Origin of the sequence: Arthrobacter sp. USHLN218, assembly GCF_037144715.1 — a bacterium.
Classification (GTDB): Bacteria; Actinomycetota; Actinomycetes; order Actinomycetales; family Micrococcaceae; genus Crystallibacter.
The window spans coordinates 130261-154859 of the sequence record NZ_JBBCYT010000002.1; the positions used below are offsets into that span (position 1 = coordinate 130261).

Here is a 24599-nt window from a genome sequence, read left to right on the forward strand (position 1 = left end):
AACCATGGAGACCACAACACGGGGCGGGACCGGTTTGGCCGTCCCGGTGCTGGTGCTGGCAAGCGGCATCGTCGCGATTGTCGGCGCCTTCCTGGGTAGCGGGGTGCTAGGCGGGACGCCGATCCAGCTGGCCGCAGACGGATGGCTGAATGAGGACTCCACACCTCTGGCACCGGCCAAGGGCGCCTTCCGGATCTGGTCGCTGATCTACCTGGGCCTACTGGCCTACTCTGTCTGGCAGCTGCTGCCGGCCCAACGCCGGTCCGCGCGCCAGCAGATCCTGCGGCCTTCGGCAGTCGCGGCCATGCTGCTGAATGCGGCCTGGATCTGGGTGGTGCAGGCCGGCTGGCTGGGGCTGAGCCTGGCGGTGATCGTGGTGCTGCTGGCGGTACTGGCCCGGATTTTCGTGCTGCTGGCCCGTACCAGCCCCGAAGGAACCGCGGACACGATCATCACTGACGGAACCTTCGGCCTCTACTTCGGCTGGGTCACCATCGCTACCGTCGCCAACACCTCCGCCGTCCTGGGGGCCGCCGGCTTCGACGGCTTCGGCATGCCGGTCGCGCTCGCCTCAGCCGTGCTGGCTGCCGCGGCCCTGATCGGTGTGGCCACGGCGTGGCTCGGCGGGCGGCTGGCTCCCGCACTGGCTCTGTCCTGGGGGCTGGCCTGGATCAGCGTAGGCCGGCTGGACGGCGGACTGGTCTCAACCGGCGTTGCCACGGCCGCCACAATCTGCGCCGCCGTGGTCCTCATCGCGGGCATTGTCCTCCGGCTGCGCCGCGGACGGCGGACCCTTCCGGCCTGACCAACCTCTGCGGGGCAGTGGCGGGCTCTGCCGGGGTAGCGGGCTTAGCCGTCGCGCGGGTTTTTCCCGGGCGCCGGCTCGTCGTCCGGCCCAGGTCCCTGCTGCGGCCTCGCCTCGTGGTGGCGCCGCCCGTGGGTCCGGCGCGCTTCCTTCATCTCCGCCTCGAACAGGTGGCGCCGGCCCCCGGCAAGCTCATCCCGCGCGAGCCGTTCCAGTTCCTTGAATGCGGCGTAGTAGCCGTCGTCGTAATCCTCCACGATCTGGAAGGTCCAGCGGCCCTCGATCACGTTGCGGCCCACAAGTTCCGTATCGATCCTGTCCGCCAGATCCGAATGTCCGGCTTTGCGGAGCAGCTCGGCCGCCTCTCCGAGGTTGAGGTCCGCCTTGCCGGTCAGCCGGTGGAAGCCGTAGAGATTGCCGCGCGCGTGCTCGACCACCTCGAGCGCCTCGGACAGCTTGCCGAGCGCTTCCACGGTCGCGTCGTCCAGTCCCGCCGGCCGCTGGTGGGCCGCGTCAGGTTCGTCGGGTGATCCATCCGTCATGCTCCGAAATCTAGCACCGGCCGGGTGGGGACGGAGCGAATCAGTGGCAATTCCGGCGGCGGCGCAGTTTTCGCGCTCAGCGGACGGTGTGCGGTTCGAATGGACTTCCCTAAGCATGCTGATTACGTTGGGGAACACAACGCGCCGAGAAGCGGCAGCGCCGAGTAAGGAGGTTTTTGATGGCCGGGAAGAACGGATCGAAGGCAGGCTTTACGGTACCGGGTCTGAAGCTGGAGGACGGCTACAAGGTCGGTGAGACGCTGCAAATGCGGCTGCATGCCCTGAACGATCTGCAGCTGACCCTCAAGCACGCTCACTGGAACGTGGTGGGCCGGGACTTCATCGGCGTCCATGAGATGCTGGACCCCCAGATCGAGCAGGTCCGCGCAATGATCGACGCGGTGGCCGAGCGCATGGCCACCATGGGCGTCTCGCCCAACGGCCTCCCCGGCGCACTGGTCAGCGAGCGCACCTGGGACGACTACTCGATCGGCCGCGCCGGCACCGCCGAGCACCTGGCCGCGCTGAACCTGGTCTACAACGGCGTCGTCGAGGACCACCGCAAGGCCATCGAAGCGGTCGGGGACCTCGACCCGATCACCGAGGACCTGCTGATCGGCCAGACCGCCGAACTGGAGCTGTTCCAGTGGTTCATCCGCGCGCACCTGGAAAACTCCGAGGGCCGGCTGGAGTCGGAGGGCGCCAAGACGGAAAAGGATGCCGCCGGCAAGACGGAGAAGGACAACAAGTCCGGCAAGTCCAAGTAGCACTGTCCTGATGTCCTCAGAGGGACCAGTGCAGCACGCCTTCGGGGCCCGGCCCGCCGCCCAGCATGCCTGGGGCGCGGCCGGGCCCCTGCTGGCTGCCGCCGCCGACTGCTCCGGCGACCCGAAGCCCGTGCTCGACGTGCTGCGCGGCAACCGGCTGCCGGTGCCGCTGCCGGGCGCCGGACAGACCCTGGCGCTGTGGGAGCTACTGGCAGCGCTGGCGGCCGTGGACCTCGCTGCCGCCAGGACCGTTGAACCGCACCTGGACGCCGCCGCCATCCTCGACCAGGCCGGCGACACGCTGCCTGCCGGGACGGCGTGGGGCGTCTTCGCCGCGGAGTCGGCCACCGAACGGCTCGAAGCAACTGACGACGGCGGGGCGCCGGGGTGGGTGCTGACCGGCACCAAACCGTGGTGCTCCCTCGCGGGGGAGCTGGACGCCGCCATCGTCACCGCCCACGTTCCCGGCGGACGCCGCGCCTTTGCCGTGGACCTGCGGCAGGAGGGCGTGCGGCCGGTCGAAAGCGCGTGGACCAGCCATGGGCTGCGGCAGCTGCCCAGCGGCCCCGTGCGGTTTGAGCGGGCGGCGGCCCGACCGGTCGGCGGCACCGACTGGTACCTTACGAGGCCGGGTTTTGCCTGGGGCGGGATCGGCGTGGCCGCCTGCTGGTTCGGCGGCGCCGTCGGATTGTTCCGAACCCTCGAAGCGGCCGCCCGCCGCCGCGAACCCGACCAGCTGGCGCTCGCATGGCTGGGCGAGGCGGACCGGCTCCTGGCCGCCGGAGCCGCGGCGCTCGAGGCCGCCGCCGGCCATGTGGACCGGGACCGGGCCGGGGCCGCCGAAGCCCACCGCGTGCGCGGGCAGATCGCCGGGCTCTGCGCCCGCATGATCGACATCTGCGGACAGGCCCTCGGCCCCGGGCCGCTTGCCTTCGACGAGGACCATGCCCGCCGCATCGCCGACCTCACGCTCTACGTCCGCCAGCATCACGCAGCCCGCGACGACGCCGCCCTGGGCCGCCTGGTCCTGGCGGAGGACGGATCCCCATGGTGACCTTTTCGCATCTGGACGCAGGTACGCCCGAGCAGAGTTGGCAGGAGGCTGGTGTCGAGGCCCTGCCAGCCCTGGATCCGCACGCGCTGCCGGGCCGCGGCGGCCAGCTGATCGTCGTCGCCGCGCATCCGGATGATGAGTCCCTCGGGGCGGCCGGCCTCGTGCACCGGACCCTGCGTGCGGGCGCGGACGTGGCCGTCCTCCTGTGCACGGCCGGCGAGGCATCCCACCCTGAATCGCCGTCGACCACCCCCGACCAGCTGGCGGAGCTTCGGCTCGCCGAATTCGGGCGGGCCATGGACACACTGTCGGCGGCCGCCCGGAACACCGCCGAAACCGCGGCCGTTTCCCAAGCCTCCGCCGCCAACGCCGCCGGCCCGGGGACCCTGACCTGGCGGTACCTGGGCCTGCCGGACAGCGGCGTCGCCCAGCGGACCGCGGACCTGGACGACGCCCTGGCGGAACTCCTCGCCGCCGGCCGCCACGCCGTCGTCGTTTCCACCTACCGCGACGACGGGCACACGGACCACGAGGCCGTCGGCCGGTCGGCCGCCCGCGCCGCCCGCAAAGCCGGAGCCGGGCTGCTGGAATTCCCCATCTGGTACTGGCACTGGTCCGAGCCCGAGCCCGGGCACGAGGAGTGGCGCAACTGGTGCGCCGTGCCGCTGGACTCCGCGGCGCTGGATGCCAAGCAGCAGGCCCTGGCCGCGCACGTGTCGCAGACCGGACCGCTGTCACCGCTGCCGGGCGACGAAGCCCTGCTGAGCCCCGGTTTCCTTTCCTACTTCGACCGCGGCGTCGAGGTCTTCCGCTGGACGCCGCCGCCGCGCGGAGCCGGCACGGCCGCCAAGGACTTCGATTCGCTCTACCGCCGCAAGCCAGACCCGTGGTCGTACCTCTCCAGCTGGTACGAGCAGCGCAAGCGGTCGGTGACCATGGCCGCCCTGCCCCGCGAACGCTACCGGCACGCCTTCGAAGCCGGCTGCTCGCTGGGGCTGCTCACCGAGGAGCTCGCCGCCCGCTGCAGCCGGGTGACCGCCGTTGACGCCAGCGAGGTCGCCCTGCAGCGCGCCGGGGAACGGCTCGCCGGCCGCCCGCAGGTGAAGCTGCTGCGCGCCGACCTTCCGGACGGGTGGCCGGACGCCGCCCGGGACCTGGACCTCGTGGTGGTTTCGGAGATCGGCTACTTCCTCCAGGCAGCCGAACTGCGCCGGCTCCTGGAGCGCGCCAAACGGGCGCTGGTGCCGGGCGGCCACCTGGTGCTCTGCCACTGGCTGAACCCGATCATGGGCTGGGAGCTCGACGGCGAGACGGTGCACGCGATGGCCCGAGCCACGACCGGCTGGGACGTGGTTGTCGAGCACCGGGAACGCGACTTCCTGCTGGAAGTCCTGCAAGCGCCGGAGCAAACGCATGGCTGAGCTCGCCGGGGTCCTGCCGGGAACGACGCCGGGGTCCCGGGCCGAGCGCACCGCGTCACCCGCGGCTTCCGGTCCCGTGCCGGTCGGGCAGGTCCTGGTGGTGGTCCCGGTCCGGAACGAGGAAGCACTCCTCGGGGCCTGCATTGAGCACATTCGGGTGGCGATGGACCGGCTGGCGGAAGCCCGCCCCGGCTGCTCGGCGACGCTAACGCTCGTGCTGGACAGCTGCACCGACACGTCCGGCCGGATCGCCAGCGCCGCGGCAGCCCGGGACCCGCGCATCCGGATCCTCGACGCCCGGTTCGGGTCGGTCGGCGCGGCCCGGGCCGCCGGAGCCGCCGCCGCGCTGGGGAGCCTCCTCCGCGGCGGACCCGTGCTGGACACTGTGCTGGCCGGCGGCCCCGTCGCTTCCGGGGGAGAGCTCACCGTCCTCGCGGGCGGAAGTATGGCATCGCAGGCCTGGATCGCCTGCACCGACGCGGACACCCGCGTCCCAGGGCACTGGCTGAGCGTCCAGGCGGCGCTGGCGGACGCGGGAGCCGACGCCGTCCTGGGGACAGTGGAACCCGATCCGGACGAACTGGACGCGGTCCGGCTGAGCAGCTGGCGGCGGCAGTACACCCAGCAGGACCGGCACAGCCGCATCCACGGAGCCAACCTGGGCCTCCGGGCGTCGGCGTACCTCGCCGCCGGCGGATTCGAGAGCGTGTCCGAGCATGAAGACGTCCGGCTCGTGGCCAGGCTGCGGGCCGCCGGCGCTGCCGTGCGCAGTTGCCCGGGGCTGACGGCAGTCACCTCCGGGCGGCTGCACGGCCGGACCCCCGCGGGGTTCGCCGGCTACCTCGCCGGCCTGTAAGGACCGGCCGAACTCTTCGGTGCCAGGGCCGGCTGCGCGCCAGGGCCGCGGCCGACGCCTTCCGCGTTCGGGTCCTTTCTGCTGCTACGCGCCGCGCCGGCCGCCGAAGATCGCGGCGAGCACCGCCGTCGCTCCCGTGACGGTGTAGACGGACGGCCAGGCGCCGATCTTCTTCGCCAGCGGATGGGACAGCCCGAACGCGGCCAGGTACGCGGCGGTCAGCGCCGAGGCCGTAGCGGTTCCGGCGTCGCGCTTCCACAGGGTGAAGGCGGCGGCTCCGGCGGCGGCGAGGACGGCCCCGCCCAGCGGCCGGTTCTTGGTGGCTCGCGCGGTCTGGAATCCGCCGATCAGCCCGGCGCTTGTGATCAGCGGCGTCAGCAGTGAACTCATCTGTTCTCCTTGGTCGCAGGTACTCCCAGCCTACTGCCGGGCATAGACTTCCCCTACCGATAAGAACTCCTAGAGGAGCCAGGATGGCCACCATCAAGAGGCTCGCGGCGGATCTCAGGCTGGAGGATCTGGGCCGTCCGGTGAGCATAGTTGGCTTCAACGATGACGAGCACGCCGGAGTGCTCGCCGGCTACATCGTCCGCCGCACCAAGGAAACCGTGGACATCCACCTGCAGGACATTCCCGAGGCCGTCTCGGTCCCGCATGACCGCCCCGTGAAGATCCTCCGCCGGGCGACAACCTTCCAGCCCGTGCGGAGGTAGCGGCACGACGCCCGCTTGGCCCTCGTTCGGGCGGCGGCGTAAGCGCTGGCGGGAACACCGGACCCGGGGGAGCGCAGCCTCACGGCAGTCGCCCCCCGAGGTCAGGCCAAGGCGCTCAGCTTCGACTTCCTGCGCCCGAACAGGGCGTAGTCGAGGGAGAAACGTCCCGGACCGGCCAGCACGATCGTCAGCGCGGCGGCGGCCAGGATGAGCACTAACTCGTAGCCGTTTTCGCTGACGAAGAAGCCGTTTGGTGCGTGGACGAGGACCCAGGCGCCGACCATCTCCACGGCCAGCAGGGCCGCGATGGGCCGCGACAGGAACCCGATGATCAGCAGGACGCCGCCAACCAGTTCGAGGATGATGACGAGCACGGCAAAGACCTCGGCATTCGGCACGCCCATCTGGCCGAACCCAGCCTGCATCCCCGCGATGCCTATGTCGTTGTACTTCTGCCAGCCGTGCATGACGAAGATGTAACCGAGGACAACCCGCAGGATCGCGAGGGCCAGGGAGGCCAGTGCTGCATTTCTCATGGGAGTTCACCATTTCGCAGGGGACAGGTCCGGGGGACAGGAGGCCGCTATGGGCGACAGATCGCGCGATGAGTCCGCAGGGGTGGTGCTACCAAAAGTGTGGCCGCCAATGGCGGACGTGTCGAGGCCGGCACGCGGCATCGGCGGCCCGGGTCTGCCGATATCAGCCGATGAAACGGTTCCGTCCCGACAGCAAGGCGGTCACGCAGAGGATGAGCATGAGTCCCGCCCCGGCCAGCAGCGGCACGGTCCAGCCGCCGGTAGCATCGTGCAGCGCGCCGAAGGCCACCGGCCCGACGGCGGCGATGCCATAGCCGACGGACTGTGCCATGCCGGAGAGTTCGGCCGCCTGTTCGTGGTGCTCGGTGCGCAGGCTGAACAGGGACAGCCCGATCACGATGAGGCTGCCGCACCCGGCCGCGCCGACCACCACCCAGAGCAGGGACAGCTGCGGGGCGAGGGCCAGGCCTGCGTAGGCACAGAACGCCAGGAGGCTGCTGGCCAGCGCCACCGGCCGCTGGTCCGATGCCCGGTGCAGCACCGCGCCGGCGGTCAGGCTGGCGCCCACGCCCACCAGCAGCCACACCGAGGTATGCAGGCCGGACGTGATCGCCGAAAGGCCCTGGTCATGTTCGATCGCGGGCAGCCAGGTAATCATCACGAAGAAGGCCAGCGACTGCAGCCCCATAAAGAGCGTGACCTGCCAGCCAAGCGCCGATTTCCACGGCGAGCGGTAGCGCACCGCCCGGCCCCCGCCGTCGTTGTTTCCCGCGTTCCGCGCGCGCAGATGCGGCAGTAGGACCGCCAGCGCGATCAGCGCCAGCCCCGCCCACACGCCCAGCGCCAGCCGCCACCCGTAGGGCGTGGCCTGGGCAATAGGTACGACGACGGCCGCCCCCACCGCGGACACGGCGCCCTGGATCGCGGTGTAGACCCCGGTCACCTGGCTCACGCGCGAGGGCACGTCCCGCTTGACCAGCGAGGGCAGCAGGACATTCAGGAACGCAATCCCGGTTCCGATCAGCACGGTGCCGGCCCAGACAGCCGCCTCCACCGGAACCGAGCGGGTGAGAATGCCGACCAGGAGGAGCAGCAGCGAGACCCACAGCGCCGGGTCCAGGCCGAGCCGGCGGGCAACCCCGGGCGCCACCGGCGAGAAGACGGCGAAGCAGATCAGCGGCAGCCCGGTCAGCAATCCAGCCGTGCTCGCGGACCAGCCGAATTCGCTGCTGATGTCGGAAAGCACCGGGCCCACGCTGACGAACGCCACCCGGAGGTTGACCGCGATGAGCACAATGCCCAGGAACACAAAGCCCAGCCGCGCCGTCCGCACCGTCTTCGCCTGCTCCGACACAGCCATCCCCAACCTCCGTCCGAAGTAGATGCCGCGATTGCGGCGTAGCTCACACCATTCTGGCACGCTCCGGCAACGGCCAAAGTCAGGTGCCGGTTCGCGGGGCACGCTAGGCTGTGCCTGTGGAGACGAACCAGATCCTGCTGCAGCGCCGCGGCCACGTCGGGCACATCGTCCTGAACCGGCCCAAGGCGATCAACGCCCTCAACGACGCCATGATCACCGCGATTACGGCGGCGCTCCGGGACTGGGAAACGGACGACGGCGTCGCCACCGTCCTCATCTCGGGTGCGGGGGAGCGGGGGCTCTGCGCAGGCGGCGACATCGTCGCCATCTACAAGCACGTGCAGGCTGGCGCGTCCAAGGAGATCTTCTGGGAGGACGAGTACCGGATGAACTCGTACATCTCCCGCTATCGCAAGCCGGTCGTGTCACTGATGGACGGCGTGGTGCTCGGCGGCGGCATCGGCGTCTCCGCGCACGCCTCGCACCGGGTGGTCACCGAGCGGTCCACGGTCGGCATGCCGGAGACCCGGATCGGCTTCATCCCCGACGTCGGCGGCTGCTACCTCTACTCGCGCGCGCCGGGCGAACTCGGCACCCACCTCGCCCTCACCGCGGGCACCGGCACCGGAGCCGACGCCATCGTGCTGGGCCTGGCCGACCACTACGTGGACAGCACGGACCTGCCGGCCCTGGCCGAGGCGCTCGCGGTAGCCTCCGCGGACGAAGCCATTGCCCGCTTCGCCCGCACGGAGGTCCCGCCGTCGGACCTGGACAAGGACCGCCGCTGGATCGATGACTGCTACCGGCACGACGACGCGGAACAGGTCCTCGCGGCGCTCGAGTCCAGTGACGAACCCAAGGCGCGGGAGGCCGCCGTCGAACTCGCCGCGAAATCGCCCACCTCGGTGAAGCTCACGCTCGAAGCCCTCCGCCGCGCCCGCGGCATGGCCACGCTCGAGGAGGTGCTGGACCAGGACTACCGGCTCGGCATCCGCCTGCTGCACGCCCCGGACTTTGCCGAAGGCGTACGAGCACAGGTCATCGACAAGGACCGCAACCCCCGCTGGAATCCCGCCACGCTGGCCGACGTGGACCGCGCCACCGTCGAGGCCTACTTCGCCGACCTCGGCCCGGACGAACTGGGCCTCGGCGCCGCCCCGGTGCCGGCCGCAGGAACGCAGGCATGACTTGGGGCGCTCCTTCCCGGTAGCGGAACCATGTTGTCCGGGGCGGCGGAAGCTTGCCCAAATGAGTCAGTGACCTGCGGTGATGCCGGCTTGATGTGATGCCGCGCTCGCCACGCTTTCTTCCTCTGCCGCCCGCCGTTATGGAAACGTGATCTAGGATGGTAAGCGGCCGGGCCCCAGCCTGGCTGTCGACAACGAACGGAGAAGCAATGTCCATCCGTAGCGTGATGACGCGAGCCATCGCCGCCACGACCCTGGCCACCGGCCTCGCCGCCGTGGGTATGACCGCCGCCAACGCGGCCGGAATGACCTACGTGTATTGGGAGCCCAGCTACATAAACTGCAAGGTCAAGCAGTGGTCCGTGCTCAACCAGCCTGACACCACGCTCGTCCGGGACTGCACCGATTCCAACGGGCAGTGGTACTTCACGACCGACGAATAAACCCTAGACGCTTCCCGCGCGGAAGCCGGCCAGCATCCTGGCCGCCGGCGGGGCTCGGGGGCGCGGAGACGGGGCGGCCGCTGGCGCTGCGCGTAAGCCGCCGGATCGGGCAGGGGATGAGGCGGGTCCGGCTGCTACCGCTCGAGGTGCGCCGCCAGGTTGGCCAGTGACGAGGCGGGTCCGGCTGCTACCGCTCGAGGTGCGCCGCCAGGTTGGCCAAGGACGAGGCGAGTCCGGCGGCGTGGTCCTCGGCGGAAATGCCGTCCGGGACGTCGTCGGCCCGGATCTCCACCCGGGTTCCTCCATCCGCCCGCGACACCTCCCATGTCATCGTCATCGTCCCGGCATAGGCCGGGTCATCCGAGACGAAGTCCACCGCCTGAACCACTCGTACGCCGGGCACGATCTCGATGAAGCGGGCTTCCACAACGTCCGTGTCGGCTGTCGCCTTCCCCGATGCCGCCGTTCCATCCAAGTAGGTGAGGACCATCCGGTAGGAGCCGCCAGGCCGGGCATCGAACCGCTCGAACCTGCCGGCCATGCCCTCGGGCGGCAGCCATGCCGCGAGCGATTCCGGATCGATGAGCGCGGCGAACACCTTCTCCGGCGAGGCCGCAACTACGCGCGAGGCACTGTCCGTCCGTGACATGGGTCCATCGTAGGCCCCGTCCGCCGGCCGGCGGTGTCCGGGCTGCCGGGCTGCCGTAGCCGGCCCCGCCCGGGGACGTCGCAGCCTGCCGAAAATCTGCCGGGATGGGCCGATGCGGCCGTTTGCATGGAGTAGGTTCTGTGATGTGGATCTCCAGCCTGGACCCGTCGACGGCGGCCGGCGGCGCGGCGCAAAGCAGCCAAGTTGCGGGCTCGTCCAGCTCTGCTACTCTTGCCATATCCACGGGCCTCCCGGTCTAGTCTCTGACCGGTTGTAGATAACGGGTGGACACCTATTTGTTCCTGACGAACCAGGGAGTTCTGCATGTATTTAACGCCCCGTGAGCAAGAAAAACTCATGATTGTGGTCGCGGCCGACCTGGCCCGCAGGCGCCAGCAGCGCGGCCTGAAACTCAACTATCCCGAAGCGGTCGCCCTGATCACGTACGAACTGGTCGAGGGGGCCCGTGACGGACGCACCGTCGCGGAGCTGATGAGCTTCGGAAGCACCATCCTCGGCCGCGGCGACGTGATGGACGGCGTTGCCGACATGATCGCCGACGTGCAGGTCGAAGCCACCTTCCCTGATGGCACGAAGCTGGTCACTGTCCACAACCCGATCCGCTGATCGAGTAGAGGAGCACCCATGAAACCGGGAGAATATATCCTCCGCGACGAGCCCATCCAGTGCAACGAGGGCGCCGAAACCAGGATCATGAACGTGACCAACCGCGGCGACAGGCCGGTCCAGGTTGGGTCCCACTATCACTTCGCCGAGGTGAATCCGGCGCTGGAGATGGATCGGGTGGCGGCGCGCGGCTTCCGGCTGGATATTCCTGCCGGCACGGCCGTGCGCTTCGAACCCGGCGATGCGCGCAGCGTGCATCTGGTGGAAATCTCGGGGAACCGGGAGGTCCACGGCTTCCAGAACCGGGTCAACGGCGCCGTTGGCGTCAGCGTCCCGGCCGTCCACACCGAGGCCATCGGCGGCACGGCGGGCATCGACGCTGAGAAGGAGCCGGAGGTCGCCGCGGAATACGACATCGACCTGCCCAACGTTGGCAAGGAGAGGGAAGGCTTCCTTCCGAGCTTCGGCAGCGATCCGGTGGATCAATCCGGCGACAGCGGGGAGGAGCAGCGATGAGCTTCGAAATGAGCCGCAGGCACTACGCCGAAATGTACGGTCCGTCCACCGGCGACGCCATCCGGCTGGCCGACACCGATCTGCTGCTGGAGATCGAACATGACTACACCCGCTACGGCGAGGAAGTGGTGTTCGGCGGCGGCAAGGTGATCCGCGACGGCATGGGCCAGAACGGCCAGCGCACCCGCGACCAGGACGTCCCCGACACGGTGATCACGAACGTCGTCGTGCTGGACTACTCCGGCATCTACAAGGCTGACGTAGCGCTCCGCGACGGACACATCTTCAAGATCGGCAAGGCCGGAAACCCGGATATCTCCGATGGAGTCGACATCGTCATTGGTACAGCCACGGACGTGATCGCGGGGGAGCACAAGATCCTCACGGCTGGCGGCATCGACACCCATGTGCACTTCATTAGCCCCGACCAAGTGCCGGTGGCGCTGGCCAACGGCGTCACGACGCTGATCGGCGGCGGCGCCGGGCCGTCGGACGCGGCCAAAGCCACCACGGTCACGCCCGGGCCGTGGCACATCGGCCGGATGCTGCAGGCCGTCGATGACCTGCCGATCAATATCGGGCTGCTCGCCAAGGGCCACGCGAGCGCGCGCGGTCCGCTGGCCGAGCAGATCAGGGCCGGCGCCATCGGACTCAAGATCCACGAGGACTGGGGAGCCACGACCTCCTCGATCGACATGTCGCTGCGCATAGCCGACGAGTTCGACGTGCAGGTGGCCATCCACGCGGACACGCTCAACGAGTGCGGCTTCGTCGAGGACACCATCCGCGCCATCGACGGCCGCGTCATCCACACCTTCCACACCGAAGGCGCCGGCGGCGGCCACGCCCCGGACATCATCAGGATCGCCGGGATGCCCAACGTCCTGCCGGCGTCGACCAACCCCACCTTGCCGTACACGAAGAACACCGTCGACGAGCACTTGGACATGCTCATGGTCGCCCACCACCTGAACCCTGACATCCCCGAAGACGTCGCGTTCGCCGACTCGCGGATCCGCAAGGAGACCATCGCCGCCGAAGACGTGCTGCATGACCTTGGCGTCTTCTCGATTACCAGCTCCGACGCGCAGGCTATGGGCCGGATCGGCGAGATGGTGCTGCGGACGTGGCAGGTGGCCGATTCGATGAAGCGGCAGCGCGGCAAGTTCGCCAAGGACCCCGAAGTGGGCGACAATTTCCGGCTCAAGCGCTACGTCGCCAAGTACACGATCAATCCGGCGCTGGCCCACGGCATCGCCGACTCGGTCGGCAGCGTCGAGGTCGGTAAGTTCGCCGACCTGGTGCTTTGGGATCCGGCCTTCTTCGGCGTCAAGCCGGACATGGTGATCAAGGGCGGGCAGATCGTCCAGTCCATCATGGGCGACCCCAACGGATCCATTCCGACCCCGCAGCCGCGCACGCTGCGGCTCAACTTCGGCGGCATGGGCAAGGCGGTGCACACGTCGTCGATCACGTTCCTGCCCCAAATCGCCATCGACGAAGGAATTCCCGAGCGGCTGCAGCTGCGCCGCACCGTCCGTCCCGCCCACGGCATCCGTGCGTTGACCAAGGCGGACCTGAAATACAACGGGGAGACACCGGACATCCAGGTGGACCCGGAGACCTACACCGTCACCGTGGACGGGGAAGTGGCGACCTGCGAGCCGTCGAGCGTGCTGCCGATGGCCCAGCGCTACTTCCTGTTCTAGGCGGTGCCCCTCGTCGAGGGTGTCCCCGCTCCGCACACGCGCGCGTGCTTCCCGAATGAACCGAACTCTTACCGAAAGGACGTAGTCAATGATCATTGAGCGCGTCATCGCCAACCGGCACGATCTTCCGGAGACGGAACTGGCCGGGCTGCACGAAGAGAAAGTGGCGCTGCCCAGCGCCGCGCTGGTCAAACGCGTCCAGCGCGTGACCACCGACCACGGCCGCGAAATCGGCATCCGGCTGGCCACCCAGGGCGACCTGCGCGACGGCGACATCCTGTTCCGCGACGAGTCCAACGTGATCGTCGTCAGCGTCCTGCCCACGGATGTCCTGGTCATTGCCCCGCGCACCATCCGGGAGATGGGCGTGGTGGCCCACAGCCTGGGCAACCGTCACCTGCAGGCGCAGTTTTTCGACGGCGGCAGCGACTACCGCGCGGAAGTCATGGTGGTGCAGTACGACCACACTGTCGAGGACTACCTGCAGCACATGCAGGTGCCGTACTCGCGGCAGGAGCGGGTCATGCCGGCGCCCTTTCGACATGCAGAACACACGCACTGAGCCGCGGGAGGCACCCGGGCACCACCCGCCATCGTACTGGCTGCCCTTGCTGCAGCTGGCCGACTCGGCCCTGCCCACGGGCGCCTTCAGCCACTCGTTCGGACTTGAAACCTTCCTGGAGCGCGGCCTGGTCCGCGACGAGGAGACCTTTCGGATCTGGCTAAGCCAGTTCATCCATACCCAGCTGACCTACAGCGATGGACTGGCCATCCGGCTGGCGCTGGAGGCCGGATCCGCGGCCGAGCTGAGGGACCTGGACGCGCTGCTCACGGCCCAGGCCCTGCCGCGGCAGGTGCGGGAAGCCGGTGTGAAAATGGGCGCCCGGATGCTGCAGATCGCCTCCCTCATCCTCGACACTGCCGAGGTGGAACAGTACCGCGAGGACGTGGCGGGCGGCGACTGCAGCGGACATCCGGCGCTGGCGTTCGCCCTCGCCGGGCGCAGCCTGCAGGTTCCGCTGCCGGAGCTGGTAGGCACCTATCTGTTTTCGACGGCGACCTCGCTGACCCAGAACGCCATCCGCGGCATCCCGATCGGCCAGGACGCGGGACAGCGGGTGCTGCGCCGCATCCATCCGGACATCGCCGCAGCAACAGCGCGCATCGCCGGACTGGACCGCAGCGACTTCGGCGCCACGGCACCGGGCCTGGAAATCGCGCAGATGCGCCACGAACGGCAGCGGGCGCGGATGTTCATGTCCTGACCGCCCGGCCCGGCCCGCCTGACCCGCTCTGCACGGCCCAGCCGCCTGACCCGCCCCGCACGGCCTGCTGACCCGCCCCGCACGGCCTGCTGACCCGCCCCGCAGCCTACCCACTGACTAACACCCGCCGCCGCGCAGTCCGCGGCGGCCCCGGAACAAGGAGACGCAATGGAACCCATCAAGATCGGCGTCGGCGGCCCCGTCGGCGCAGGCAAGACCCAGCTGGTCGAGCGCCTGACCCGGCACCTGTCCGGCGAGATCTCCATGGCCGCCATCACCAACGACATCTACACCATCGAGGACGCCAAGATCCTCGCTGCCAACGGCATCCTGCCGCTGGACCGCATTATCGGCATCGAAACCGGCGGCTGCCCGCACACGGCCATCCGCGAGGACACCTCGATGAACTCGGCCGCCGTGGAGGAGCTCAAGCAGCGGCACCCGGACCTGCAGGTGGTGTTCATCGAGAGCGGGGGAGACAACCTCTCTGCGACCTTCAGCCCCGAGCTGGTGGACTTCTCCATCTACATCATCGACGTGGCCCAAGGCGAAAAAATCCCGCGCAAGGCCGGCCAAGGCATGATCAAGAGCGACCTGTTCATCATCAACAAGACGGACCTGGCGCCGTACGTCGGCGCCGACCTGTCGGTGATGGAGCGCGATTCGAAGGAGTTCCGCGGCCAGCGGCCCTTCTGCTTCACCAACCTCAAGACGGACGAGGGCCTGGACAAGGTCATCGAATGGCTCCGCCGCGACGTGCTGATGCAGGACCTGGGGCAGTGACCGAGGCCCAACCTGCTGACCCGCAGCTGCCCACGGGCGAGCTGCGCCTGACGGTCGGCCGGCGCGGCGGCCGCGGTGTCGCCACCTCGCAGTACCACCAGGGCGCCCTCAGGGTGATCCGGCCGCACTACCTGGACGCGTCCGGGCAGGTGGCGTACACGATCGTCAACCCCGGCGGCGGTTATCTGGGAGGGGACGTTTACGACGTCGACATCCAGGTCGAGGAGCAGGCCCGGCTGCTGCTGACCACGCAGTCCGCCACGAAGATCTACCGGACCCCCGGCGCTCCGGCCCTTCAGCACACCCGGATCAGGCTCGGCCCCGGAGCCAGCCTGGAGTACGTGCCCGACCAGCTCATCGCCTACCGCGACGCCACCTACCGGCAGCAGACCGTCGTCGAACTCGCCGCGGACTCCTCCTTGGTGATGTGCGACGTCGTTACCCCCGGGTGGTCGCCGGATGGTGACCTATTCCGATATGAGGAGGTGCGCCTCCGCAACGAGATCCATCGGGACGGCCACCTGCTTGCCCTGGACAACCTGCTGATCCGCCCCGGCGATCCGGCCTCGCCGCTCTCCGGCATGCTCTTCCTCGAGGACTATTCGCACCTAGGCTCGATGCTCGTCGTGGACCCGCGGGTGGACGCCGACCTAGTGCAGGAACTGCAGGATCTGCTGGCCCCGCTGGATCCCGGCGGGCAGCTCGGCCTCTCCCTGCTCAACGGCCCCGGCTTCGCATTGCGCGCGTTGTCCCGCTCCACCGGCGCCCTGAACAAAATGCTGTTCACAGCCATCGACCTGCTTCGCCACCGCTGGTACCGTCAGCAGCCACTGAATCTTCGCAAGTACTGATCCGGTCCTCAACATCGGCCACCCTGGACTGGAGGACCGGCCAAAGGAGACAAAGTATGAACGCCCTGCCGTTCTCCCCATCCCGACTCAGCCACCTCGAGCGGGAACAACTTCCGCAGTCCCAACGCATCGCCGCCACCTTTGGCGCTGTGGGCCTGCTCCACCTGGTCTGCCTCGGCCTGCTCGCCTACTCCTTTACGGCGGACGCCAGCCCCTTGGCGCTGGGCATGTTCTTCACCGCGTACCTAGCCGGCGTCAAGCACAGCTACGACTGGGACCACATCGCTGCCATCGACAACTCCAGCCGCAAATTCGCCGCCCAAGGCCGTTCGCCGGTCAGCGTCGGCTTCGCTTTCAGCCTCGGGCACAGCAGCATCGTCCTGATCGCGGGGATCCTCGTGGTCAGCGGCGCTGCCGTGATCGCCACTGCGCTGGACGACGGCTCGCCCGTTAACACCGCCCTCGGGCTGATCGGCGCCGTCGTATCCGCCACCTTCCTGCTGGCCATCGGCATCTTCAACGGCGCCGCCTTCCGCCGCGCGGCCAAGGTCTACCAGCGAGTGCGCGCCGGCCAACCCGTCACCGCCGACGAACTCCGCCCGCAGGGACTCGTCGCCCGGCTGCTCGACAAGCCGCTGTCCCGCATCAACCGCCCGCGCGACATCTACGTGATCGGCTTCCTCTTCGGCCTCGGCTTCGACACCGCCACCACCATTGCCTTCCTCCTCCTGACCGCCTCCGCCGCTCTCGCCGGCGTCTCACCACTGGCCCTCATGGCCCTGCCCCTCGGCTTCACCGCCGCCATGACCCTCTGCGACACCGCCAACGGCCTCGCCATGATGAAGATGTACCGCACGGCGATCTCCGAACCTGAGAAGAAGATCGGTTTCAATATGGTCGTCACAGGCCTGTCCTCGTTCTCGGCGCTGTTCATCGCAGCCATCACCATCGCTGGCCTGCTCCACAGTGCGGGTCTGAGCGACCCCATCACCACCTGGCTCGGCGAACTCGACCTCGGCCACGCGGGCCTTATCCTCGTCGCCGTATTCCTCACCGTTTGGGGCATTGCCCGCCTCACCTGGCGCCGCCGCCCGGCACTGGCGTGACCGGCGGGCGCGCTGCGGGCCGGCGTGCTGACGTGTTGGTTTGCCGGCGTGTTGGTTTGCCAGCGTGTGGAGGTGCTGCGCGCCAGCAGGTAGGAGGTGCCGGTGCGCTGAGGTGCCGGGATCGCCTGCGGTAGGGCGGCACCTGCCGCGGCGGCGGGTGCGGAAGGTAGCTGCAGGAAGCCGTGCGGCCGCTACATCGCGGGCATGTCTGCCGGCATGTCCGGTTCCATGTCTTGGACCGTGCCGGGTCCGGGATAGAGCCCGGGGAGCAGCGAGGGGTTAACCGGGACGAGGAAGGCGAAGACGATCAGGGCTACGCCGACGGCCTTGCTGAACTGCACCCCGTGCGACCATGTCTTCTCCAACAGGATTGCCAGCGCGATGACGACCATCCATGCCAGGTTCATCGTTCCCACGGCCACGAGCACGGCCATCATGCCCCAGCAGCAGCCGACGCAGTAGGTGCCGTGGTACATACCGACGCGGATGTCGCGGAGCGGCCCCTTGTAGTTCGAAACGTGCAGTAGGAAGCTGATCGGCGAGCGGCAGTGCCGGAGGCAGTAGTTTTTCATTGGCGTCAGCTGGTAAAGGCCTGCAGCTGCCAGCACGGTGGCGCCGATCCAGGGGGCCGCGGCGGGCTTTTCCTCGGCGACCCTGCCCATTAGCGCGGCCGCCCCATAGGCCAGCACACCAAAGAGGGCCCAGGCCAGCAAATAGCCGACGAACAGCGCCGTCGTACGCCCGATCCTGACCCAGCCGCTGCGCACGGCGCGGATCGTGCGGAGGTAAGCAGTGAGCAGCGGGGCCAGGGCCGGAAACATCATCGCGGTCATCATCAGGACCCAGCCCGCGAGGAAGCCGCCCAGGCCAAGGCCCATAGTGCCCGGCCCGGCAGGCATAGCCATGGCGGCCTGCACGGTGAAGTACCAGGCGACCAGTGCAAGTGCCAGCAGCACGAACAGCCCCGGATGGAGCCGCGCCAGCGTGCCGCTGCCTGTGCTCCTACGCTGACCAGGCGAAGGGAGCGGAGAAGGAGTTCTTGCCGGCATTGTCCCAAGTCATTCCGAAGACATCTACGCGTCCGGTGGTCGCTCGGCCGACGGCCAAGGTGTCGGCGGGGAACCCGATTCCCGTGAGCTTGACGCCCTGCTCGGTGGGATCGAGCGGGGAGACGAAGTCCTCGACGGCCAGGTCGACGGCACTGCCCATGGACACGCGGTGCTGCCGTCCATCGTCGGAGTAGGACATCTCAACGGATTCCTTGCCGACAATCTCACCTACCAGCGGAGCCAACCCTGACATTGGGCCACCAAGCTGGCCGCTGAACACACCTTCGAGCGCTGCCGCCTGTTCGGCGGAGGCCCTGGAATCGAGCAACAAGCCGAGTTTCCAGCCGCCCTCGCTCATCAATGGCGGCGCATCGCCGAGCACCCCGACGGTCAGGCCGCCGACGTCGACGCCGTCTACCTCCCCGTTCTCCACATGGAAGACGAGTGCGACAACGCATCGGTCCTGGTCCGCCGGCGCGGTCAAACCCGAGATCGAGCACGGGCAGGCCATGTCGCAATTGCAGTTCTCGAAGTAGGTCCCCTCAATATGCCATGCCATTTCAGACTCCTTCCCGAATTCCCCCGGGAGAATGGCGGTGCCGGTATTGATTTTCCTCCTACGCGGCCTAAGTGGCTATGGGCTCAGGTCCTAGTCTCGCGAGTGATTCTTGGCCTCGATTTCGACGAACACAAACTCCTCCGGGCCGGGGTTGATGACGTTGTGTTCGCTGCCGGCCAGCCGAGTATAGGACTGGCCGGTTGTCAGTTCATTGATGGATTCGCCGTCAGCCAATTGCAGTTTTAGAGGCCCCGTCGTCATCGGCACCACAACGTAGTCGAACTCGTGGCGGTGCCAACGGGTCTCGGTACCGGGCTGGAACCGCCATTCGGTGACGCGGAAATGTTCGTTGTCGATCTGGACGGTTGCCTGCGCCTGGGTGGGCATAATCGGTCACCAATTTCTCTGGCTGGAATCAAGTGGTCGTGTGCTGCCAATACCTTTCTACCAAGGAGGCGTGTCCGGCTGCAGCGGGCCGTCGCCGAAGGGTCGGCTCCAGCCGCGGGTTGATGTGGCCGGTGCCGGTTCGGGGGAAGCCGCGGCAGTGCCCGCCGACGGGGACGCGGCGGGACTTGGGCCTCGGCCGTCGGTCCGCGTGGGTGGCCCTGCGGTGCTTGGGTTTCTGCTGTCGGTCCGCGGGGGTGGGCCTGCGGTGCTTGGGTTTCTGCTGTCGGCCTGTGGGGGTGGCCCTGCGGAGCTTGGGCTTCGGCTGTCGGTCCGTCGGGTGGTTTCGGTGGGTTGTTCGGCTCGTTTGAGGACTGGTGGGGAGCGGTAGTGGTTGCGGCGTGGGATTTGGGAGGGGTCGGTGTAGGCGGGCGGGATGAACCAGGGGATGCCGTCGATGGTTTCGATGGTCCAGTCGCCGGTGTGGATGAGGTGGTGGTGGAAGGAGCACAGGAGTACGCCGTTGGCGACGGAGGTGCGGCCGTTGTGTTTCTTCCAGTAGCGGATGTGGTGGGCTTCGGTCCAGTGCGCGGGCATGGTGCAGCCGGGGAAGGCGCAGCCTTTGTCGCGGGCGACGAGGGCGCGGCGCTGGGCGGGGGTGAAGAGGCGTTGGGCGCGTCCGACGTCGAGGACTTCGCCTTTGCCGCCGAGGACGATGGGGATGAGGTCGGCGTCGCAGGCCATTTTGCGGACGGTGCGGGGTGTGATGAGGCCGCCGAACACGGCCTGGCCGGAGGTGCCGGCTTGGGCGCCGATCTGTTGGACGAGGTCCTGGTAGTCGATGGTGACCATGACCTGCGGCCGGTGGCCCCCGGCGCTGGGGAGCTTGTCGGTGGTCAGGGCGATCCGGCAGGAGCCGACCAGGCCTTCGAGCAGCTGCTGCGGGCGGGTGGGCATCGGCCAGCCCGGGAACGCCCGCCCGTCGCCGTCCATGCCGGCCGCGACCCCGGCCGCTGCGGAGTCGCCGTCGGCGCGGTCGCCGTGCCCGGTGGCGGCTTCGCTGTTGTCGGTGCCGGCGGTCTTACCGCCTTCACTCGTGTCACCGGGATCGCCGAAGGTGGTCTGCAGGCGGGGGTTGGTGGCGGTGTTCATGGCGGTGATGAGGTGTTCGTATTGTTCGTCGGTCGCGGCGATTTCGAAGCGGTGCAGGCCGCGGCGTTTGCCTTTGAGGAAGACGCCCTGCCGGGCGGCGAGTTGTTCGTCGCTGGGTTCGGCCCCGTCCGGGTCGATCGCGGCTTCCCAGGACCGGGCGATGACGCGCAGGGTGTCGGGGTCGGTTTCGGTGGCCTGCCGGGTGAGCTGGTGTTCCATGGCGGCCAGGTCCTCCGGGGCCGCTGCCGGGCGGACGCGTTCGAGGGTGTCGTGGATCAGGGTGGCGGCGGTGCCGCCGAGCCCGGATCCGGCCAGCGCTTCGGCGAGGTGTTCGTATGCCGGCGGGGCCTGGCCGCCGGAGATCAGGGTCTGCGGCAGGGTGCCGGCCCCGATGCGCAGGCGGCGCCGGGCTTCGCTGCGGCTGATCCGCAGCCTCGTGCGGAGGTAGTCCGCGGTGTCCCGGAACTCCGACCTCGGCTCCGGGCTGCCCGGGTCCGGGCTGGCCGGATCCCGGCCGGTCATGCCGGCGACGCCGTGCCGGTCGGCGGCGTGCGCCCCGGCGACCTGGAGCTGCTCGAGGGTCCGGGAGAGGTCTTCGAAGAGGCCGACGCACTGGGCCACCGTTTGCGGGCTCTGGAGGCCGGCTTCCCGGCGGAAGGCGGCGGCGAAGTCCTGCAGTTCGTCGCGCATCGAAGCGAGGAAGCCGGGGGCTTCCTGAACCGCTTCGAAGGGTGCGATCGCCATGTCTCATTCTATCGAAGATACGTTCTGATAGCACGTTAAATCTTCGTAGTGTAGGACGAGTGAAACGGGCCGAAACCGGGTAAGAGGCCGACGGGCGAGGAGGTGGTTCACCCGGCAATCCGGCGCCCTCGGGCGGTAGCAATGCCCCGCTCGTTTGCGGCCGAGGCGGGGAGATGACTCCGGGAGCCGGTGCAGCTTCTGGGTAGGTCACGGCCCGTTCGTTTGCGGCCGAGGCGGGGAGATGACCCCGGGAGCCGGTGCAGGTTCTGGTTAAAGAGAAGTGCCGGCAGGTCCTGCGGACGGTTGGGGGAGACATCCGCTGACCTGCCGGCACTCGGATCAGACCAGGAAGTCTGATCCGTAATCACTCGCACCTTTATGAGGTAGTTAAGACTGTAGGGAGCGAATTTGGGACGAAACCCTTAAGAAGCTGGGAGAAGTCTGTGAATGCTTTCCGCCGGAGCCCTCTTCCGCCCCGTGATTCAATGTCAGCATGACTGCACAGACTTCCACTTCTTCTTCCGGCCGCACGGTCTTCCTCGGCTGCGGATCCATGAACGAGGCCATTTTGGCGGGGCTGCTGTCCAGCGGGACGGACGCGCAATCAGTCACCGCTACGGTGCGCCGCGCGGAGCGCGCAGAGGAGCTGCGCGGCCGGTATCCGGGTCTGTCGGTGCTGGCCGAGAACGAAGATCCCGAGGCTAACAGCAAGGCCGTGCAGGGAGCCGGGCTTGTGGTATTGGGCGTGAAGCCGGCTGGCATCGCAGACCTCTGCCGGCGGATCTCGGATGACTTGGCGCGGGAGACCGTCGTCGTTAGTGTTGCCGCAGCGATCACGGTGGCGACCATGGAGGCAGCCCTGCCCCAGGGCCAGCCGCTGGTGCGCAGCATGCCGAACACCCCGCTGAAGGTGGGGCGCGGCGCCGTCGGAATCGCCGCCGGAACCCATGCCGGCGCGGAGCAGCTGAAGCTGGCCGAGGCATTGTTCTCCGGGGCGGGGACTGTGGTGGTCGTGCCGGAGGATCAGTTGGACGCGGTGTCCGCGGTCAGCGGGTCGGGTCCGGCGTATGTGTTCTACCTGGCGGAGGCTATGGCCAAGGCGGGGGCGGAGCTTGGGTTGGGATCCGAGCTGGCGTTGATCCTCGCACAGGAAACTGTGGCCGGGGCGGGCGCCATGCTGGCCCAGGAAGGGGCGGACCCAGCGGCGTTGCGGAAGGCCGTTTCCAGCCCGAACGGCACGACGGAACGAGCGATCGCGGCCTTCGACGAGGCCGGGCTGCCCGCCGTTATTGCCGCCGGGATGCGCGCCGCGGCGGACCGGGCCGCGGAACTTTCGAAGGAGCTGGGCTGACCCGCTAAGGGCGGGCGGCGAAGCGCTCGAGCAGGTCGACGTGGCCTGAAACGATGAGCATGTCCCGGCCGGAGACCTTGGTTTCCGGCCGGGCATAGGTAAAGTCCTCGCCCGGTGATTTCACGCCGACGACGGTCACCCCGTACTTGGATCGGACCGAGGACTCACCGAGCGTGAAGCCTTGGGTTTCCTTGGGCGGGTACATCTTGACGATCGCGAAACCGTCGTCGAACTCGATGAAGTCCAGCATCCGCCCTCCGACCAGGTGTGCGGCGCGGCGGCCGGCATCGGCTTCCGGGTAGATCACGTGGTTCGCGCCGATGCGGGTCAGGATCTTGCCGTGCGAGGCGGTGATGGCCTTGACCCACAGGTGTTCGATGCCCAGGTCCACCAGGTTCACGGTGATGAGCACCGAGGACTCGATCGAGGTGCCCACCCCGACGACGGCCGAGGTGAAGTCCTGCGCGCCGAGCTGCCGGAGGGCGTCGATGTTGGTCGCGTCGGCCTCGACGACGTGGGTCAGCTGGTCGGACCATTTCTGCACCAGCGCGGGGTCGCGTTCGATCGCCAGGACCTCGCGGCCCTGCTTGACCAGCTGCTCGGCCGTGGCAGCCCCGAAACGGCCCAGTCCGACGACGAGCACCGGAGCGTTGTGCGAGGGGCGGTTGCCCGAGGATCTGTCAGCCAATGATCGGCCTTTCTTCCGGGAAGTGGTAGAGCTGGCGCCGCTCGCGCAGCGCTAGTGCGGAGGCCAGGGTGATCGTTCCCACGCGCCCTGCGAACATCAGGATACAGAGCACATACTTGCCCTCGGGCGGCAGCTCCGCACTGAGGTTGGTGCTCAGGCCCACCGTCGCGAAGGCCGAGATGACTTCGAACAGCACGCGGTCAAGGGAATCGCCGGAGATCGTCAGCAGGGCACCCGCCGCCAGGGCGACGAACGTTGCGCCCATAACGATGACGGAGATGGCCACGCGCATGGCGCCCTCAGGAACGGTCCTGCCGTGTACGGTCACGTCCCGGTTGCCGCGCGCTTCCGCCGCAATGGCGAGGAAGACGATGGCGATAGTCGTAACCTTGATGCCGCCGGCAGTCGACGCGGAACCCCCGCCGGCGAACATGAGCGCATCGGTCAGCAGCATGCTGGTCTGTTCCATGGAATTCTGGTCAACCAGGTTGAAGCCGCCGGAGCGCGTCATGACGGAGGCAAAGACGGCGTGAATGCTCTTGTCACCTGCTGACAGGCCGCCAATGGTCGCTGCGTTGTTCCACTCCAGCGCTCCCCACGCCACGCTGCCGGCAGCGAGCAGGATCAGGCTGACCTGGATGGTGAGCTTCGTGTGCAGGTTCCACTTGCTGAAGCGCCAGCCGCGCTCCAGCAGCACCATGACGACGGGGAAGCCCAGGCTGCCGAGGAAAACGCCGAGCATTAGCGGCACAAGAATCCAGAGGTCCTCCTCATAGGGCACCAGCCCGTCGGAGTGGGGCGTGAAACCGGCGTTGTTGAAAGCCGAGATGGAATAGAAGACTCCATGCCAGACCGCCTGGCCAAACGGCTCGCCAAGGATCATGAACCGCGGGATCAGCATCAGCGCCAAGGCCAGTTCGATCAGCACCGAGGTGGTGATGACGATCCGCAGCAGCGTGCCGATCTCGCCAAGACGGCCCGCATTGCTGAGGGCCTGCTGGGCGATCAGCTTGCCGCGCACACCCAGCCGCTTGCTCACCATCAGCGCCAGCATCGAGGCGAGGGTCAGGGTGCCCAAGCCGCCGATGAAAATGCCCAGCAGGATGACCGCCTGCCCGAAGAAGGTCCAGTACGTCGCCGTGGACACGACGGTCAACCCCGTCACGCAAACCGCGGAAGCGGCGGTGAAGACTGCGTCGTACAGCGGCGTGATCTGCCCGTTCACGGCGGAAATAGGCAGGGATAGCAGCCCTGCGAAGACCAGGACGACGGCGGCATATACGATCAGTGCGAGCCGTGCCGGTGAGCTGTTGGCCACCCGGTCGACAAAGTCCCGGATGTTGCCGAAGATGGAGCGCAGCCCGGTGTTTTGCTCCTGCAGCCGTGGCCGCTGGTTCAGTGTCATGGTCCGCTTCTGACGGTTGGATCGGGGAGGACGGTTTTCCTAGCAGTAGTAAATCATCCTCCCTTCGTCACAGTGAG

Annotated in this window: 28 protein-coding genes; 17 read left to right on the forward strand and 11 right to left on the reverse strand. The window is 68.3% G+C overall.

What is annotated here, in order from left to right:
• Positions 1–4: 4 nt before the first annotated feature.
• The gene (locus tag WFH44_RS04200; RefSeq protein ID WP_336712032.1) at positions 5–805 is read left to right on the forward strand and encodes a TspO/MBR family protein; all 801 of its coding nucleotides are present in this window, start codon (positions 5–7) and stop codon (positions 803–805) included.
• Positions 806–849: 44 nt separating this feature from the next.
• Here the strand turns inward: WFH44_RS04200 and WFH44_RS04205 are convergent, their stop codons facing one another.
• Entirely contained in the window at positions 850–1347 is a 498-nt protein-coding gene (locus tag WFH44_RS04205) for a hypothetical protein (protein WP_336712033.1), read from the reverse strand.
• Positions 1348–1526: 179 nt separating this feature from the next.
• Here WFH44_RS04205 and WFH44_RS04210 point away from each other — a divergent pair, with 179 nt between their 5' ends.
• Genes WFH44_RS04210 through WFH44_RS04225 form a run of 4 tightly spaced genes read left to right on the forward strand, consistent with a single transcriptional unit; the run spans position 1527 to position 5445 of the window.
• Positions 1527–2114: a Dps family protein gene (locus WFH44_RS04210; RefSeq protein WP_336712034.1), complete on the forward strand. Its 588-nt coding sequence runs from the start codon at positions 1527–1529 to the stop codon at positions 2112–2114.
• A gap of 10 nt (positions 2115–2124) precedes the next feature.
• On the forward strand, positions 2125–3168 hold the full coding sequence (locus WFH44_RS04215; protein ID WP_336712036.1) for an acyl-CoA dehydrogenase family protein: 1044 nt from the start codon (positions 2125–2127) through the stop codon (positions 3166–3168).
• Positions 3162–4589: a bifunctional PIG-L family deacetylase/class I SAM-dependent methyltransferase gene (locus WFH44_RS04220; RefSeq protein ID WP_336712037.1), complete on the forward strand. Its 1428-nt coding sequence runs from the start codon at positions 3162–3164 to the stop codon at positions 4587–4589. Before WFH44_RS04215 ends, WFH44_RS04220 begins: the two co-directional genes overlap by 7 nt.
• Positions 4582–5445 (forward strand): glycosyltransferase, encoded by an 864-nt coding sequence (locus WFH44_RS04225; RefSeq protein ID WP_336712038.1) that lies wholly within the window; start codon positions 4582–4584, stop codon positions 5443–5445. The genes WFH44_RS04220 and WFH44_RS04225 overlap by 8 nt, the downstream gene beginning before the upstream one ends.
• Before the next feature lie 84 nt (positions 5446–5529).
• Here WFH44_RS04225 and WFH44_RS04230 read toward each other — a convergent pair whose 3' ends face one another.
• Complete coding sequence (locus WFH44_RS04230; RefSeq protein ID WP_336712040.1) at positions 5530–5835, reverse strand: hypothetical protein; 306 nt, start codon at positions 5833–5835, stop codon at positions 5530–5532.
• A gap of 83 nt (positions 5836–5918) precedes the next feature.
• Here WFH44_RS04230 and WFH44_RS04235 point away from each other — a divergent pair, with 83 nt between their 5' ends.
• The gene (locus tag WFH44_RS04235) at positions 5919–6158 is read left to right on the forward strand and encodes a hypothetical protein (protein ID WP_264795781.1); all 240 of its coding nucleotides are present in this window, start codon (positions 5919–5921) and stop codon (positions 6156–6158) included.
• A gap of 101 nt (positions 6159–6259) precedes the next feature.
• On the opposite strand, the gene WFH44_RS04240 is transcribed toward WFH44_RS04235, so the two are convergent.
• Together WFH44_RS04240 and WFH44_RS04245 are read right to left on the reverse strand one after the other, a co-directional pair.
• Positions 6260–6694 (reverse strand): DoxX family protein, encoded by a 435-nt coding sequence (locus WFH44_RS04240; protein WP_336712042.1) that lies wholly within the window; start codon positions 6692–6694, stop codon positions 6260–6262.
• Between the two features lie 163 nt (positions 6695–6857).
• Positions 6858–8054, reverse strand: coding sequence for an MFS transporter (locus WFH44_RS04245; protein ID WP_336712043.1), 1197 nt, complete (start codon positions 8052–8054; stop codon positions 6858–6860).
• Positions 8055–8170: 116 nt separating this feature from the next.
• Between WFH44_RS04245 and WFH44_RS04250 the strand changes: the two genes are divergently transcribed.
• Entirely contained in the window at positions 8171–9241 is a 1071-nt protein-coding gene (locus WFH44_RS04250; RefSeq protein ID WP_336712045.1) for an enoyl-CoA hydratase/isomerase family protein, read from the forward strand.
• A gap of 209 nt (positions 9242–9450) precedes the next feature.
• Entirely contained in the window at positions 9451–9684 is a 234-nt protein-coding gene (locus WFH44_RS04255; RefSeq protein ID WP_336712046.1) for a hypothetical protein, read from the forward strand.
• Positions 9685–9871: 187 nt separating this feature from the next.
• On the opposite strand, the gene WFH44_RS04260 is transcribed toward WFH44_RS04255, so the two are convergent.
• Positions 9872–10333, reverse strand: a complete 462-nt coding sequence (locus WFH44_RS04260; RefSeq protein ID WP_336712048.1) for an SRPBCC family protein — start codon at positions 10331–10333, stop codon at positions 9872–9874.
• Between the two features lie 324 nt (positions 10334–10657).
• On the opposite strand from WFH44_RS04260, the gene WFH44_RS04265 reads away from it, so the two are divergent.
• The 8 genes from WFH44_RS04265 (at position 10658) to WFH44_RS04300 (ending at position 17190) form a co-directional block, all read left to right on the forward strand.
• Positions 10658–10960, forward strand: coding sequence for an urease subunit gamma (locus tag WFH44_RS04265; protein WP_336712049.1), 303 nt, complete (start codon positions 10658–10660; stop codon positions 10958–10960).
• 18 nt (positions 10961–10978) lie between these two features.
• Positions 10979–11476, forward strand: a complete 498-nt coding sequence (locus WFH44_RS21430; RefSeq protein ID WP_442892865.1) for an urease subunit beta — start codon at positions 10979–10981, stop codon at positions 11474–11476.
• Positions 11473–13185 (forward strand): urease subunit alpha, encoded by a 1713-nt coding sequence (gene ureC, locus WFH44_RS04275; RefSeq protein WP_336712050.1) that lies wholly within the window; start codon positions 11473–11475, stop codon positions 13183–13185. Before WFH44_RS21430 ends, ureC begins: the two co-directional genes overlap by 4 nt.
• Before the next feature lie 88 nt (positions 13186–13273).
• Positions 13274–13747 carry an urease accessory protein UreE gene (gene ureE, locus WFH44_RS04280; RefSeq protein ID WP_336712051.1) on the forward strand — a complete coding sequence of 158 codons (474 nt, stop codon included), beginning with the start codon at positions 13274–13276 and terminating at the stop codon, positions 13745–13747.
• Complete coding sequence (locus tag WFH44_RS04285; protein ID WP_336712052.1) at positions 13728–14450, forward strand: urease accessory protein UreF; 723 nt, start codon at positions 13728–13730, stop codon at positions 14448–14450. The genes ureE and WFH44_RS04285 overlap by 20 nt, the downstream gene beginning before the upstream one ends.
• A gap of 168 nt (positions 14451–14618) precedes the next feature.
• The gene (ureG, locus tag WFH44_RS04290; protein ID WP_336712054.1) at positions 14619–15233 is read left to right on the forward strand and encodes an urease accessory protein UreG; all 615 of its coding nucleotides are present in this window, start codon (positions 14619–14621) and stop codon (positions 15231–15233) included.
• A complete protein-coding gene (locus WFH44_RS04295) occupies positions 15230–16084 on the forward strand; it encodes an urease accessory protein UreD (RefSeq protein WP_336712055.1) in 855 nt (284 codons plus the stop codon). The genes ureG and WFH44_RS04295 overlap by 4 nt, the downstream gene beginning before the upstream one ends.
• Positions 16085–16140: 56 nt before the next feature.
• Positions 16141–17190, forward strand: a complete 1050-nt coding sequence (locus WFH44_RS04300; protein WP_336712057.1) for a HoxN/HupN/NixA family nickel/cobalt transporter — start codon at positions 16141–16143, stop codon at positions 17188–17190.
• 191 nt (positions 17191–17381) lie between these two features.
• Here the strand turns inward: WFH44_RS04300 and WFH44_RS04305 are convergent, their stop codons facing one another.
• The 4 genes from WFH44_RS04305 to WFH44_RS04320 all read right to left on the reverse strand — a co-directional run bounded on the left by WFH44_RS04305 (position 17382) and on the right by WFH44_RS04320 (position 21078).
• Positions 17382–18146: a DUF2182 domain-containing protein gene (locus tag WFH44_RS04305; protein ID WP_336712059.1), complete on the reverse strand. Its 765-nt coding sequence runs from the start codon at positions 18144–18146 to the stop codon at positions 17382–17384.
• A gap of 46 nt (positions 18147–18192) precedes the next feature.
• Positions 18193–18798: a DUF1326 domain-containing protein gene (locus WFH44_RS04310; protein WP_336712060.1), complete on the reverse strand. Its 606-nt coding sequence runs from the start codon at positions 18796–18798 to the stop codon at positions 18193–18195.
• Between the two features lie 90 nt (positions 18799–18888).
• Positions 18889–19185, reverse strand: a complete 297-nt coding sequence (locus tag WFH44_RS04315; RefSeq protein WP_336712062.1) for a cupin domain-containing protein — start codon at positions 19183–19185, stop codon at positions 18889–18891.
• A gap of 57 nt (positions 19186–19242) precedes the next feature.
• Complete coding sequence (locus WFH44_RS04320; RefSeq protein WP_336712063.1) at positions 19243–21078, reverse strand: HNH endonuclease signature motif containing protein; 1836 nt, start codon at positions 21076–21078, stop codon at positions 19243–19245.
• Positions 21079–21571: 493 nt separating this feature from the next.
• Between WFH44_RS04320 and proC the strand changes: the two genes are divergently transcribed.
• The gene (gene proC, locus WFH44_RS04325; protein WP_336712064.1) at positions 21572–22429 is read left to right on the forward strand and encodes a pyrroline-5-carboxylate reductase; all 858 of its coding nucleotides are present in this window, start codon (positions 21572–21574) and stop codon (positions 22427–22429) included.
• A 4-nt stretch (positions 22430–22433) separates the two neighbouring features.
• On the opposite strand, the gene WFH44_RS04330 is transcribed toward proC, so the two are convergent.
• Both WFH44_RS04330 and WFH44_RS04335 read right to left on the reverse strand, forming a co-directional pair.
• Entirely contained in the window at positions 22434–23072 is a 639-nt protein-coding gene (locus WFH44_RS04330) for a potassium channel family protein (RefSeq protein ID WP_336712894.1), read from the reverse strand.
• Positions 23073–23109: 37 nt separating this feature from the next.
• Complete coding sequence (locus WFH44_RS04335; protein ID WP_336712066.1) at positions 23110–24522, reverse strand: TrkH family potassium uptake protein; 1413 nt, start codon at positions 24520–24522, stop codon at positions 23110–23112.
• Positions 24523–24599: the final 77 nt, after the last annotated feature.

Bases quoted from the DNA above. Each gene is read 5' to 3' on its own strand.
- WFH44_RS04200 (WP_336712032.1), top strand. From the start codon at position 5: ATGGAGACCACAACACGGGGCGGGACCGGTTTGGCCGTCCCGGTGCTG.
- WFH44_RS04205 (WP_336712033.1), bottom strand. From the start codon at position 1,347: ATGACGGATGGATCACCCGACGAACCTGACGCGGCCCACCAGCGGCCG.
- WFH44_RS04210 (WP_336712034.1), top strand. From the start codon at position 1,527: ATGGCCGGGAAGAACGGATCGAAGGCAGGCTTTACGGTACCGGGTCTG.
- WFH44_RS04215 (WP_336712036.1), top strand. From the start codon at position 2,125: ATGTCCTCAGAGGGACCAGTGCAGCACGCCTTCGGGGCCCGGCCCGCC.
- WFH44_RS04220 (WP_336712037.1), top strand. From the start codon at position 3,162: ATGGTGACCTTTTCGCATCTGGACGCAGGTACGCCCGAGCAGAGTTGG.
- WFH44_RS04225 (WP_336712038.1), top strand. From the start codon at position 4,582: ATGGCTGAGCTCGCCGGGGTCCTGCCGGGAACGACGCCGGGGTCCCGG.
- WFH44_RS04230 (WP_336712040.1), bottom strand. From the start codon at position 5,835: ATGAGTTCACTGCTGACGCCGCTGATCACAAGCGCCGGGCTGATCGGC.
- WFH44_RS04235 (WP_264795781.1), top strand. From the start codon at position 5,919: ATGGCCACCATCAAGAGGCTCGCGGCGGATCTCAGGCTGGAGGATCTG.
- WFH44_RS04240 (WP_336712042.1), bottom strand. From the start codon at position 6,694: ATGAGAAATGCAGCACTGGCCTCCCTGGCCCTCGCGATCCTGCGGGTT.
- WFH44_RS04245 (WP_336712043.1), bottom strand. From the start codon at position 8,054: ATGGCTGTGTCGGAGCAGGCGAAGACGGTGCGGACGGCGCGGCTGGGC.
- WFH44_RS04255 (WP_336712046.1), top strand. From the start codon at position 9,451: ATGTCCATCCGTAGCGTGATGACGCGAGCCATCGCCGCCACGACCCTG.
- WFH44_RS04260 (WP_336712048.1), bottom strand. From the start codon at position 10,333: ATGTCACGGACGGACAGTGCCTCGCGCGTAGTTGCGGCCTCGCCGGAG.
- WFH44_RS04265 (WP_336712049.1), top strand. From the start codon at position 10,658: ATGTATTTAACGCCCCGTGAGCAAGAAAAACTCATGATTGTGGTCGCG.
- WFH44_RS21430 (WP_442892865.1), top strand. From the start codon at position 10,979: ATGAAACCGGGAGAATATATCCTCCGCGACGAGCCCATCCAGTGCAAC.
- ureC (WP_336712050.1), top strand. From the start codon at position 11,473: ATGAGCTTCGAAATGAGCCGCAGGCACTACGCCGAAATGTACGGTCCG.
- ureE (WP_336712051.1), top strand. From the start codon at position 13,274: ATGATCATTGAGCGCGTCATCGCCAACCGGCACGATCTTCCGGAGACG.
- WFH44_RS04285 (WP_336712052.1), top strand. From the start codon at position 13,728: ATGCAGAACACACGCACTGAGCCGCGGGAGGCACCCGGGCACCACCCG.
- ureG (WP_336712054.1), top strand. From the start codon at position 14,619: ATGGAACCCATCAAGATCGGCGTCGGCGGCCCCGTCGGCGCAGGCAAG.
- WFH44_RS04300 (WP_336712057.1), top strand. From the start codon at position 16,141: ATGAACGCCCTGCCGTTCTCCCCATCCCGACTCAGCCACCTCGAGCGG.
- WFH44_RS04310 (WP_336712060.1), bottom strand. From the start codon at position 18,798: ATGGCATGGCATATTGAGGGGACCTACTTCGAGAACTGCAATTGCGAC.
- WFH44_RS04315 (WP_336712062.1), bottom strand. From the start codon at position 19,185: ATGCCCACCCAGGCGCAGGCAACCGTCCAGATCGACAACGAACATTTC.
- WFH44_RS04320 (WP_336712063.1), bottom strand. From the start codon at position 21,078: ATGGCGATCGCACCCTTCGAAGCGGTTCAGGAAGCCCCCGGCTTCCTC.
- proC (WP_336712064.1), top strand. From the start codon at position 21,572: ATGACTGCACAGACTTCCACTTCTTCTTCCGGCCGCACGGTCTTCCTC.
- WFH44_RS04335 (WP_336712066.1), bottom strand. From the start codon at position 24,522: ATGACACTGAACCAGCGGCCACGGCTGCAGGAGCAAAACACCGGGCTG.